Consider the following 12,349-nt stretch of genomic DNA (forward strand, 5'->3'; position numbering starts at 1 on the left):
TCCCTCCTCCCTTCCACCAAGCAGCCAGTTGAATATCTGTCATAAGGAGGATTGTGAATGAGTGGAATTTCCCAGATTATGTTTGGTGTGAGGAGTTAGCGAATTAGAAAAGCCCTTGGAGTCGAAACACGGCCAGACGTCCAGGGGCTTTTCTGCGTCCGGAGCGATTGAGATTGCGTCCAGTGTTAGGATCAATGACTCATCATTTCGGATGTCCAAGGTGCAGACATGTCCAAGTTGCGCGAGATTCAACTGCCGACTTCGCTCAAAGATCATTTAGTGCAGGGGCATCCCTGGGTTTATCGCAATCATGTGCCGCCGAGTCTTCGATTACCATCGGGGAGTTGGGCCAAGGTCAGGTGTGGTGGCTGGTCGGGCTTTGGGCTGTGGGATGAAAGTGGCTCGATCGCCCTGAGAATTTTTTCTGAACAGCAGCTTCCAGATGCAAAATGGCTCCGTCAACAGGTGCAGGCAGCCTGGGAATTGCGATCGCCCCTTCGCGCCAGAGGTTGTACGGCGTATCGGTGGCTATTTGGCGAAGGCGATGGACTACCGGGCATGACGGTCGATCTGTACGGCGATTTTGCGGTGATTCAGACTTACATGGAGGGGGCGGCGGTCTTGCTGGATTGGCTGGTAGACGCGCTAAAAGCCATTCATCCGCTCAAGGGAATTTTGCTGCGATCGCGTCTCAACGAGCTTCGAGAAGGCGACGAAAAAACTCAGCTTTTGTGGGGCAAACCCGCTCCCAGTTCGCTCGTCGTTCAAGAACACGGCCTGTTGTTTGAAGTGGACTTGCAGACGGGGCAAAAGACGGGATTGTTTTTAGACCATCGTGAAAATCGGCGGTTTGTGGAAGGGTTGAGTGACGATCGTACGGTTCTCAATTGTTTTGCTTACACGGGGGCTTTTTCGCTCTATGCGCTGCGCGGAAATGCTCGTCATGTCACCAGTGTAGACATTGGCAAAGGATTGAGCGCCGCTGCCGAGAAGAACGTTTTGTTAAATGATTTGGATGCTAAAAAACATACCTTTGTGACCGCAGACTGCTTCAAATTATTGGACGACTACAGCCAAGAAAAGCGTCTGTTTGATCTAATCATTCTCGACCCGCCCAGCTTTGCCAAAAGTAAACAAAATCGCTATGCTGCCTTACGCGGTTACACAAAATTGAATGCGATGGCGCTGCGTTGTGTGTCTCCCAGTGGGCTACTTGTGACGGCAAGCTGCACCAGTCAAGTCAGCCCCGAAGCCTTTAAGGAGGTGATCGCCGCAGCAGGCGCAAATTCGGGAAAACGCATTCAAATCATTCATGAAGTCGGACATGCGATCGACCATCCGGTTCCCGCACAATTTCCAGAGGGGCGATATCTCAAGTTTGTGGTTGGCAGAGTCAGGAGTCGGGGATGAGGGAGAACTTTGCTTTGTGAGGAGGAATGGGACTTTAGCGAATAAGCTCATCAAATTCACGTCACTGCAAAATCAATTTAGGAGATTTCCTTTAATAAATTTACCCGGCTGTCTCCATCGAGAGTTCTAAAAGTCAAAGTCCCCCAGGCTTGGGGGATTTAGGGGGCTTCCCAAGGTTGGTAACTTCTTTGCTAGAAATCTCCTTAACTCTGAAGTATCCGCAACAATCGCTGAACTTGAATTTCCCAAGTCCAATTTTGCATAAACTGAGCGGCTGCGTTACCTCGACGGGTGGCTTCTGAGCGGTTGTTATATATGGCTTCCAACGTCTCGACTACTTCTTCGACATCAGACTCGCCCCAGCCTTGGGTGCCTCGATATTGCTCGTTTCCCAATACGTTTTTCTGCGTCCGTAAGGGGTAACCGCGATCGTCTCCAATCAGATCCAAATGTCCAGTATTCATCGAGAGAATGGTAGGAATTCCACAGGCAAGACTTTCCATTGCAACCAGGTTGGTGCCGCCTTCTGCGCGGTTGGTAAATATCGCGACATCTGCTTCTCTTAAGATTCTTGGAGCTATGTGGTTGGGAATCAATCCTACGTCTAGAATTGCATTTTCAGGAATTCCATTTTCGATTAGCCAGGGTGTAATTTGTAGATGTCCCTGAGCGTTTACTTTCGGGAGTTTACGAATATGTCCAGCGCGTTCCAAACCGACCATCGTTCGTGCCCAATGGTTGTGCCATGCAGTGATCAACAGCGCTTCTGGGTGACGGGCCTGAAAGATTCGGAAGGCGGCAATGATGATGTCTTGTCCTTTGCGATATTCCAGTTTGCCGCCAGAGAAGATGACGAACCGATTGGTCAACATTCCTGATTTTGGCATGGGATGAAAAAGGCTGGAATCAATACCCTGCTGAACCGTTTCGACCGTCAAGCCGTAGCTTTTGAGAACGTCCGCATTCCAAATAGAGCCAGCGATCAGGCGATCGTACCGTTTTCCTCGTTCCAAAGCCTGTTTGTCAAAAAACGTATCTTCTGAAAAAATCACACCAATGTTATATTTCCCATTCACACGCCTATCTTCTTGACTGGTTGCAAAATGATTGCCTGTTGCTTTAAGAATTAGTAAGTCAGCTTGTAGAATTCTATCTGGATGTTGATGTAAAACCTGTTGTAGCTGCTGTTGAAACTTCATGAAGGGTAGGAGGCGCGATCGTACGATCGGATTCAACTCCTGGGGAAGTGGCATTAATGGAATCGGTTCCACATCAGCAGTTTTTAATAATTGGATTGCTAGATTTAATCCATAAACACCCCAACCGAGACTACCGCCAATCGGAAAATTGATTCCAACTAGAAATGGCTTTTGAGATGAAAATGAAATACTAGAGTTATTGCTTTGAATCAGTTGCGTCAATTCTTTTTTAATACTTGCGATCACACCAGACCAATCCCGCGATCGCACTTGTCGAAACAGCCGAGCCGTTGGATACCAGGGGCTATCCGCTTGATCGAGCAGCCAACGCCAATCGGGAACCGTGCATAATAAAATCCAGACAGGTTTGCCCATTGCGCCCGCTAAATGAGCGACTGCCGTATCGACGCTAATCACCAAATCGAGTGGGGCGATCGCTGCCGCCGTATCTGCAAAATCGCCTAACCGATCTTCTAAATCATGCAGACCTGTAACTTTGTACTGTTCTTGAAACTGCTGTAATTCTGCGGATTTGCCCTTTTGTAAACTATAAAACTCAACGCCTTCCACAGCGAAAAGAGGTAAAAGATCGGTGAGCTTGGCCGAGCGATCGACATCGTTGCCATTTTTAGGATTGCCTGCCCAAACGAACCCAACTTTAAGCGAGGTGCGGGATGTCGAAGCCGAAACGGGAGTGGACAGATAGGGAATGGGCGCGGGAATTGTCTCTAAAGTAGTGCCGAGAAGATGGGGCAAACTCAACAACGGAACGTAACAATCAAACTCAGGTACAGACTCGCCTTCAGCAATCAAGCGATCGATGCCGGGAGCCGTTTTTAGCAAGCGAAACAGGGGAGGAGGACAGCCAAACAGCACCCGTCCGCCTCGTTGTTTGACCAGTGGTGCATAGCGAATAAACTGAATCGTGTCGCCTAACCCTTGTTCGGGATGCAGCAAAATTGTTTTGCCTGTGAGGTCAGAGCCATCCCACTGCGGCTGAGAAAATTTGGGCAACGGCAGATCGCCCCCGATCCAGCGCGACTCATATTCCCGAAAACCCTGACGCAAATCGCCCTGTAACAACAAAATAAAACTGTAGTTAAATCGCACTTTTGGATAGTCGGGCCGCAGTCGCAACGCTTGCTGATAGCTGTCTGTCGCCGCCTGAAAGTTGCCTTGCTGATAGAGTGTTGTTCCTAAATTTTGGTAAGCTTCGGGGAAGTTTGGATCAAGCGCGATCGCTCTTTTCAAACACCTCACAGCCTCATCCAATCGCCCCGATCGTCGATACGCATCCCCCAAACTATTGTGCGTCAAGGCATGATCTGGTTTGAGCGCCAGCGCTTTCTGAAAGGCCACGATCGCTTCCTCTACCTGCTCCAAATTCTGCAAACAAGCGCCTAAGTTGTGAATGGCTTGTCGATGGTCAGGTTTGAGCTTGAGAACAGTTTGATAACACGCGATCGCAGCTTCATCATTACCCTGTGACTGATAAGCATTACCCAAATTGTAGTGACTTTGGTAGAAGCTTGAATCTAACTTGATCGACTGTTGGTAATGAGCGATCGCTGGTTCATATTGCTCTAGTTTTGAGAATGCCGTCCCAATGTTGTAGTGAGCAGAAGCGTTATCTGGATTGAGCGCGAGGACTGTGTTGTAGTAGGCGATCGCTTGTTCAAATTGATGCGTCTGACAATACAGCATTCCCAACAGTTCTAACGCCTCTAACTGGTCAGGAAACTGCTGCAAAATTTGCTGACAAATCTGCTCAACCGTCTCCCAGTCACCTGCTTGAAACGCCTGCTGGGCTGCATGAATTGGTGGATTAGGAACATCTACTGCCATTGTCAACGAATGAAACAACATTTCCAGGGATGCTATTCAGCTACGCCTTTTACTATTGTGCGTCGAGGCAGGTTTTTTAGATCAGCCATTTGTACCTACTGTAGCTTCTTTGCAAGCCAAATTCATCCTCGATTTGCGTGGAGAACTTGCACATACCGGGCACCTACTTTCTTGAATTGACGTTACGTTGACTAAGCTCTATTGATTGAATCACAATCGCAAGCTCTTCAATCAAATTCTCTAGAGTCTGATCATTGTTATCTTGAATCAATAATAGACTTCCTGCATGAATACCTGGCGATTGAAATCGCTGCTATCAGAACAAAGTCCACCTCCGTGGACTAACGGTTAAAATTGCCTCTTTAGTGTGCGAAGGCACACTTTGCTCTTGTAGCCCCGACTTTAGTCGGAGGGCATCTATGATTCGTGCAGGAAGTCTAATGTGTTTGAGAATGAGTTGAGACAAGCCGCATATGCCATCACTAGAACTTCCATCGCCTCATCAGTTCGCCAGTCTCCGTCTGGAAAATCAAATAGCTCCTCTACATGCAGTACAGGCAAGGTTACTTTTTGCTGTTCAACACTGAGTCCGAAAAATGCTGTAAGCATCTGCAAATTTTCGTTAAGTTTGGATGGCATGAAGCTGATAAATTGGTCGGTAATGTTCAAATTATTCGCTCTTAATATTTCAACGTATTAATTCTCAACCCTTGCTAGGTTCCATAACGAAGCCGCATAAGCTCTAAAACTAGAAAGTGTTTCAGATTGCTTCGATAGGCTTTCTGAGAGTTGGGCGTGAGCGATCGAGCGTTGAAAAACTCATCAATGCGTGAAGTTCTCAGATCTACTGAAGTAGCAACTTTGTGAACTGGTGGCTCTGTGCCTTGGAGTTCAATAAAAACGAGGTCTGGGACGAGTTGGCGCCGCATCTTGATGTTGTCCGTGAGCGTGATCCCTAATCTACTACCATACAACGCCTTGAGTGTCCTTAAAATGCAGCGAACGGTGGCAAAAGACAACACGGGCTTGCCGTTTTCTACCCCCAACAAATGCGCCTTAAACTGAGCGACTTGGAGAGGTGTGACCGATCATGAAAAAACTTTCATAGTTCATTCATTGTGCATTCATGCCCAACCCCGAAAGTAGAGCGTGTAAGGCAAAGGCAACCAAACCTTACAACACACCCTAACTCTTTCTTCAACTCGGAGGTTTTCATTATGAAGCGCGTTCTTCTTGCTACTCTATCGATTTTGGCTCTGTCTAGTTTTGTGGCTCCTGCAAAAGTTGCAGCGGAAGCACCGATTGAACAAAAACCCGCGGTTGCCTCGCAGTTCCCCAAAGGGGTAAACGTTTCTTCTACCAATCGCCCGACTTCGTTGCAATTCTCGCCCAATGCCTTAGTTAACTCAGCATATCGTGGTAGCTACATCAATCAAGGCATTCCCAGTTATGCCCAACTGCATCATGCTTATGTGAGTGGACAAGTGACGGCTAAGGATTTGGTGAGAGTCGCTATTGCACAAGGACAACTTTCGCCAGAAACGCTCTCGGATACTGGCTACATCCGCACGGTAGATGCAAAGTTGGGATCGCTCAGCCAGTAGTCAAGGACACGATAGGTCGGTAGAGATAGCTTATAGAATTATCTCTACTGATTTCGGCTGCAACGTTCTCAATGGAGTGTTTTATGCAGATTGAAGATGTCGCAGGATTGATTCATCCCCTGATTGTGATCGCATTCGTATTTCCAATGATTGGGATTGTGACGAACTATGCTTGGCAGACTCGGCAGCGTCGTCTTGGTACGGATAAAAGCAGTAAGAATAAGATTGCTCCGGGTGTTGGTGCAGAACATCTTCGGTTGGGACGGCTGCTAAGTAATGCAGTCGTGATGGTTTCGCTGGTTGGCTTGGCACACCCGATCGTGTTCAAAATGATTGCGAGTAATGCTTGGGGACAAGCGCCACTTCGAGTCGTGTTTGTTGGACTCGTGTTTGGGTTGACTATCGCAACGCTAGCAGGTCTAAATCGAGCCAGCAATCGGCTCTGGAGGGCTGTCTTCACAACTTTGACGGGAATGGGAATTATTTTGCTCGGCTCACAACCCGAAGTGTTTCGCCGTGAATTTGAGTGGTATGTGTCTCATTACTACTATGGTGTGGCGGTTTCTTTGTTGATGATTTTTTCGCTTGCAATCGTTCCAGACATCTATCGCGATCGCAAAAACCGCTGGCGCAATGTTCACATCATTCTTAGTTGTCTTGCACTGTTACTGTTCATTGGGCAAGGGTTTACTGGATCGCGTGACCTGTTAGAGATTCCGTTGAGTTGGCAAAAACTGCACATTCAAGCGTGCGACTTCCAAAAGCTGACTTGTCCATAAGGTTCAGAGTCCTTTGAAGCCTGTTTCGTTTTCAATCGTCTGCACGATCGAGGCTGATTTTGGAACGGTTCGTGATCTCTGATGCCCGGTCGCAACTTGACTCAGCCCGATTCCCACTAAAACAATGCTGCCTCCAATGTAGTGTGCCATTGTCAAAGTCTCGCCCAAAATCAAATAGGCAAAGGCAACACCCGCGATCGGCGTAAACGAACTAATCAATGATGCTCTTGAAACTGTAGAGCCTTGCAATCCTAAAAGCCAAAACGACTGACCGAGCACAACAATCACGGTTCCATAAACCAGCATCCACTTCCACAGAAACGGCGCAAACACATCCATGAAATGGTGATGACCATAGAGCAGGAGAGCAAGTAAAAAGAAAACAACTGTCCCGAATGCGGTGCGAACAATGCTATAGAGTCCAATCGGAATTTGAGTCAGTCTCGTTTTAGAAATTACCGTCGAAACCGCTATCGCGATCGCGCCGAGTGCTGTTAACGCTTCCCCTTTTCCGAAAGTCAATCCAGCCATCTGAATCATCTCTGTGGGTGGCTGCAACAGCACAGACAGCATCACCCCGATCAAAACAACGATCGCGCTCAATTGCTCAAGGCGAGTGACCTGTTCTTTAAGCAACCAGATTGAAAGAACAAGTGCGATCGGGGGTTCTAGTCGTCCAACTAACACAACATTGTTCACGGCGGTCAAAGAAAGGGCTTGAAAAATGAAAGCAGGTGCGATCGCGCCCGACAAAATCGCAACAGCAATCAATCCCGTCCATTGTTGCTGTGACAAATCCTTGAGCAATCTCAGTTGCTGTCGATGCAGTAGAACAAGTACAAACAATGCACAAATGTTACCAACAAACAGAACATTGCACAGCGAAACGGGATTTTGCCCGTCAATCAAGTGTTGCGCTCCAAGCTCGGTTACTTTTCGAGTGACAGAGTTTGCAGCCCCAAAAATTAGGACAGCAAGCCATAGATAGACCTGACCTGAAATCGTTCGTTTGAATCGGTCGACGAGTTGTTTGAACATGAATTTCTTTTCATGAACTATTCATTTGCGGTTCATACCAGTCTGCGATATTCGCTTCCATAAGGCAAATCCAAACACGCAGTTCTCAAGGAGTTTTTGACATGAAGCGCGGTTTTCGTTACATTCTACTGTCCTGTCTCGTTGCGATCGTCGTTGTGAGTTGTGGAGGAAAAGCAACGACCCAAACCTCTAGCCCAATGCCTCAAAGTACAGTTGTCGCCCCAACGACACCGCAAGCTGCGACAGCAAAATCGAGTGTGATTTCATCTGGTAACTTTGTGAACGGCGAACACCCAACGCAGGGTAAAGCAGAAATTGTCAACCAAAACGGCAAGCGAATTTTGCAACTGAACGATCAGTTTAAGACTTCGACCTCTGGACCTGATCTTGTTGTGGTGCTGCATCGCTCTGCTAATGTCATCGGGGAAACAACGCCACCTGCATATCCGCTCAAAGAGGGCGATTATACGGTTCTCGCACCGTTGAAAGAATACAGTGGAGCGCAAAGCTATGAGATTCCAGAAAACCTGAACTTGGATGGCTTTCAATCGGCAGTGATTTGGTGTCGTCGCTTTAATGCGACCTTTGGATCTGCTGCCTTGAAATCTAGCAGTTAACGAATCGCTAATATTTCTAAATCCTTCCTGACCTTGATTTGAATCAAGGTTTTTTGTGTGGGTTAGGATAATCTGGAACCAGTGTACAAGAGATGTTAATGCGAATGGAGTGGAATCGATGGATAACATTGTTTCACCAAAATGCTCAGCCTCTTGGTCGGAGATTTTGCCCCAAGATTGGGTTCAGGAGAGTCGATCGATTCGCGATCGAGGATTGATCGTCACGCATGATCTCCAGCCTGCTGGCGAAGTCGATGCGCCGAATGGACTTACAGAGCATCTCTTATACCTCAGTCTCAACAGCAATGTCCGCCAGGTTACACGCATTGATGGACAGGAGTATGATGGTGCAAATCAGGTAGGAAGTACGTTTCTCATTCCTGCTCGAGCTCCCACGTTTTGTTGTTGGGAATGTGAGCAAGCGGATGAAGCGATAAGTTTTTATGTCAATTCCCAACAGCTTCAGCAGATGGCAGCAGAAAATGATTGTTTGTATCCGGAGCGCACCGAGTTGCATCCCATTCTAGAGATTCAGGATCACCAATTGACGTGATCGCGACTGCTTTCCATCGCGAAATGTACAGCGATAATCTCGGTGGCAAACTCTATACCGAATCCCTCGCCAATCTATTCCTGATTCATCTGCTACGGAACTATTCGACTCAAACACCTACTCTACGATCTTACGATCGTGGCTTATCGCATCAGCAACTTCAACAAGCGATCGACTTCATGCAGGATCACCTTAGCGATGAACTGAGCATACAAGATGTTGCTAATCTGTTAGGCATGAGCCAATACTATTTCTGTCGGCTGTTCAAGCAATCACTAGGAACATCTCCGTATCAATATGTGCTGCAACAGCGAGTCGAGTTTGACAAGCGATTATTAAAGCAACAGGATAAACCGATCGCCCAAATTGCCCTAGAATGTGGTTTCACCAGTCAAAGCCAGATGACGCAGCATTTTCGCAAGCTTACAGGCACAACACCGAAAGCCTATCGCAAGCTTTAAGCAATGACCAATCAGAACTGAGAGCCATGAAAAAACTTTCATAGTTCGTTCATTTTGCATTCATGTCCAACCCCGAAAGTAAGAGTGTAAGGCAAACGAACCTTACTGCACACCCAACTCTTTCTTTTGGAGGTCTATTATGAAGCGCGTGATTCTTTCTGCTCTGTCTGCTCTCGCTCTCTCTGGTTTTGTCGCCCCGGCTGCGTTCGCCGAATCACCAACCGAACAGAAAACAGCCATTGTGTCTTCCACCCTGAATCGTCCGACTTCAGCTCAATTCTCTCCTAATGCTTTAGTAACCTCAGCATACCGAGGCAGCTATATCAATCAGGGGATTCCGAGCTATGCTCAATTGCATCATGCCTATGTGTCTGGGCGAGTAACGGCTGAAGATTTGGTGAGAGTTGCTATTGCACAAGGACAACTTTCACCAGAAACGCTCTCCGATTCAGGTTACATCCGCGTTGTGGAAACCAAACTTGCATCACTCGACGACTAACAGATTCAGGTGAATTGTTGATAGAGATGTTCGCGGGAATGTCTCTATCGACCCCAAAGTTTTCAATTAAAGTTCTCAAGCATTCCATGATCGAACAACTGTCTACGGAGTTGCAAACGTTACTCAACTGGCAAACAGTTCCGAAAGGGCAAGTCATTTTTCGGGAAGGTGAACCTGCTGACTTGCTCTATTTTCTCGATAGTGGACAAGTGAGACTGCTGCACTATACCAGCGCAGGAAAGGCAGTAGACCATTATCGAATCGAAGCAGGAGAGTTCTTTTCGGAAGTGGTGCTGTTCTTAGATAACTATGCGTGTACTGCAATGGCAGAACGTCGATCGCGAATTGCAGCCATTCCGACAACTGCATTTTTAGCGGAACTGCGTCGAAACGTTGAACTATCAGCAAGGTCAATGTCACAAATGGCACGACGGCTGCACATTACGAAGATTGTTTTGGAGTTGAGAAGTCTGCGATCGGCGCGGGAACGAGTGCTGCGCTACTTACAAAATATGATTCCTCTGATTGGCGAACCGGAGCAATCCCGGATCACACTTGATCGTCCTTTTCGATCGATTGCAGGCGATTTGGGAATCAGCGCGGAGGTGTTTTCGCGAACGCTGAAGCAACTTCAGGACGAAGGCGTAATCGATCGCGTGAATCGAACCATCACACTTCGAGAATCTTAAAATTTTCTAAAAAACTTTCCTATCTTGATTTGAATCAAGGTTTTTTCTGCGTTAGTTGGGATACTGTAGAACCAATGCCTGAAAGATTTCAACATCATTGGAGTGAAGTCGATGGATAGCCTTGTGTCAAAGCGATCCTCAGCCTCTTGGTCGGAGATTGTGCCCCAAGACTGGATTCAGGGAAGCAGAACGATCAGCGATCGAGGATTGATCGTCACGCATGATCTCCAGCCTTCTAATGAAGTGGATATCTCTAACGGTTGTGCGGAGCATATTTTAATCTTAAGTTGTAACAGCAATTTTCGGCAGATCACTCGAATTGATGGACGTGAGTATGAAGGATCACTGTTACCAGGGAGTGTTCTCTTAGTTCCTGCTCATGCTTCTAGTTTCTGTTACTGGGAATGTGAGCAAGCGGATGAAACGGTGTGTTTTTACATTGATCCCCAGCAGCTTCAGCAAGTCGCAGCGGAGAATGATTGTTTGTATCCAGAGCGCGTCGAGTTGCGTCCAGTTTTGCATACTCGCGACGATCAACTTACCGCGATCGCGACCGCTTTCCGTAGCGAAATGTACAGTGATAGTCTCGGTGGCAAATTCTACACAGAATCTCTTGCTAACCAATTCTTGATTCATCTACTCCGCAACTACTGTACTCAAACGCCGACTCTGCGATCATATAGCGACGGCTTATCACGCCCTCAACTGCAAGCAGCACTCAACTTTGTGAATGACCATCTAAGCAGTGATTTTAAGCTGCAAGATGCAGCGGAACAGTTAGGCATGAGTCAGTATTATTTTTGTCGATTGTTCAAACAGTCGATGGGGATCGCACCGTATCAGTATGTGCTGCAACAACGAATCGAAATTGCTAAACGGTTATTGCTCAAACAACCCGATAAAGCGATCGCCCAAATTGCCCTAGAATGTGGTTTCACCAGTCAAAGCCAGATGACGCAGCATTTTCGCAAGACCGTAGGCACAACGCCGAGAGCATACCGCAGAAACTAAGAACTGAAGCTAAGAACTACTGTGCGGTAAATCCACCGTCGATCGGTAAGGTATGCCCAGTAATAAACGAAGCTTGATCTGAGCACAGCCAGACTACTGCGTTAGCCACCTCTTGAGGTCTGACTATGCGCCCCATCGGGGTCATGTGAGCCGTTGAACTAGATGCAACCGCATTCACTCGAATTCTGCATTGAGCATAATCGATCGCAGCTGCTTTAGTGATTCCCGTAACCGCATGTTTTGTACTCACATAGATCGCATTATTGGCACACCCCGTTAAACCAAAGATCGAACTATTATTGACGACAGCGCCGCCCTGACCGTTCAGCATCTGCTCAATCTCATACTTGAGACAAATCCAAAGCCCATTCAGGTTGTGATCAATCACGCCCATCACTTCAAATTCTTCTTGTTCTGCAAGCGGAACCTGAGTTGCATTGATACAAGTATTGTTGAAAGCAGCATCAACCCTTCCAAAAGCTTTAACGGCTTGTGTCACCAGTGCTTTAACAGACTTCGCAACCGTGACATCCGTGGGCTGAAACAACACGGTTGCTCCTCTAGCTTGAATGGTAGCAATCGTACATATCCAATAGATGTATCCAGAAATTAAATTGCGTTAAAAAAAGAGGGTAAAACGAAGT

Annotated in this window: 14 protein-coding genes; 9 read left to right on the plus strand and 5 right to left on the minus strand. The window is 47.2% G+C overall.

Annotated features, from left to right (window positions below):
* Positions 1-228 precede the first annotated feature (228 nt).
* Complete coding sequence (locus ACKFKH_RS29840; RefSeq protein ID WP_446862008.1) at positions 229-1,410, plus strand: class I SAM-dependent rRNA methyltransferase; 1,182 nt, start codon at positions 229-231, stop codon at positions 1,408-1,410.
* Between the two features lie 203 nt (positions 1,411-1,613).
* Here the strand turns inward: ACKFKH_RS29840 and ACKFKH_RS29845 are convergent, their stop codons facing one another.
* From ACKFKH_RS29845 to ACKFKH_RS29855, 3 genes are all read right to left on the minus strand, one after another.
* A complete protein-coding gene (locus ACKFKH_RS29845) occupies positions 1,614-4,454 on the minus strand; it encodes a tetratricopeptide repeat protein (protein WP_446862009.1) in 2,841 nt (946 codons plus the stop codon).
* A 417-nt stretch (positions 4,455-4,871) separates the two neighbouring features.
* Positions 4,872-5,093, minus strand: a complete 222-nt coding sequence (locus ACKFKH_RS29850; RefSeq protein WP_446862010.1) for a hypothetical protein — start codon at positions 5,091-5,093, stop codon at positions 4,872-4,874.
* A gap of 74 nt (positions 5,094-5,167) precedes the next feature.
* The gene (locus ACKFKH_RS29855; RefSeq protein ID WP_446862011.1) at positions 5,168-5,500 is read right to left on the minus strand and encodes a hypothetical protein; all 333 of its coding nucleotides are present in this window, start codon (positions 5,498-5,500) and stop codon (positions 5,168-5,170) included.
* A gap of 171 nt (positions 5,501-5,671) precedes the next feature.
* On the opposite strand from ACKFKH_RS29855, the gene ACKFKH_RS29860 reads away from it, so the two are divergent.
* Positions 5,672-6,058: a hypothetical protein gene (locus ACKFKH_RS29860; protein ID WP_446862012.1), complete on the plus strand. Its 387-nt coding sequence runs from the start codon at positions 5,672-5,674 to the stop codon at positions 6,056-6,058.
* An 83-nt stretch (positions 6,059-6,141) separates the two neighbouring features.
* A complete protein-coding gene (locus ACKFKH_RS29865; protein ID WP_446862013.1) occupies positions 6,142-6,837 on the plus strand; it encodes a DUF4079 domain-containing protein in 696 nt (231 codons plus the stop codon).
* Positions 6,838-6,840: 3 nt separating this feature from the next.
* Here the strand turns inward: ACKFKH_RS29865 and ACKFKH_RS29870 are convergent, their stop codons facing one another.
* Complete coding sequence (locus ACKFKH_RS29870; RefSeq protein ID WP_446862014.1) at positions 6,841-7,875, minus strand: DMT family transporter; 1,035 nt, start codon at positions 7,873-7,875, stop codon at positions 6,841-6,843.
* Positions 7,876-7,976: 101 nt separating this feature from the next.
* On the opposite strand from ACKFKH_RS29870, the gene ACKFKH_RS29875 reads away from it, so the two are divergent.
* The 6 genes from ACKFKH_RS29875 (at position 7,977) to ACKFKH_RS29900 (ending at position 11,705) form a co-directional block, all read left to right on the plus strand.
* Positions 7,977-8,492: a DM13 domain-containing protein gene (locus tag ACKFKH_RS29875; protein ID WP_446862015.1), complete on the plus strand. Its 516-nt coding sequence runs from the start codon at positions 7,977-7,979 to the stop codon at positions 8,490-8,492.
* A gap of 118 nt (positions 8,493-8,610) precedes the next feature.
* Entirely contained in the window at positions 8,611-9,045 is a 435-nt protein-coding gene (locus ACKFKH_RS29880; RefSeq protein WP_446862016.1) for a hypothetical protein, read from the plus strand.
* The gene (locus ACKFKH_RS29885) at positions 9,042-9,506 is read left to right on the plus strand and encodes an AraC family transcriptional regulator (protein ID WP_446862017.1); all 465 of its coding nucleotides are present in this window, start codon (positions 9,042-9,044) and stop codon (positions 9,504-9,506) included. Before ACKFKH_RS29880 ends, ACKFKH_RS29885 begins: the two co-directional genes overlap by 4 nt.
* Positions 9,507-9,645: 139 nt before the next feature.
* Entirely contained in the window at positions 9,646-10,005 is a 360-nt protein-coding gene (locus ACKFKH_RS29890; protein WP_446862018.1) for a hypothetical protein, read from the plus strand.
* A gap of 38 nt (positions 10,006-10,043) precedes the next feature.
* Complete coding sequence (locus ACKFKH_RS29895) at positions 10,044-10,694, plus strand: Crp/Fnr family transcriptional regulator (RefSeq protein ID WP_446862019.1); 651 nt, start codon at positions 10,044-10,046, stop codon at positions 10,692-10,694.
* Positions 10,695-10,805: 111 nt separating this feature from the next.
* Positions 10,806-11,705, plus strand: a complete 900-nt coding sequence (locus ACKFKH_RS29900; RefSeq protein ID WP_446862020.1) for a helix-turn-helix domain-containing protein — start codon at positions 10,806-10,808, stop codon at positions 11,703-11,705.
* Between the two features lie 16 nt (positions 11,706-11,721).
* Here ACKFKH_RS29900 and ACKFKH_RS29905 read toward each other — a convergent pair whose 3' ends face one another.
* Positions 11,722-12,315, minus strand: coding sequence for an SDR family oxidoreductase (locus tag ACKFKH_RS29905; protein ID WP_446862021.1), 594 nt, complete (start codon positions 12,313-12,315; stop codon positions 11,722-11,724).
* Between the last annotated feature and the right edge of the window lie 34 nt (positions 12,316-12,349).

The organism is Phormidesmis sp. 146-20, from assembly GCF_052939475.1.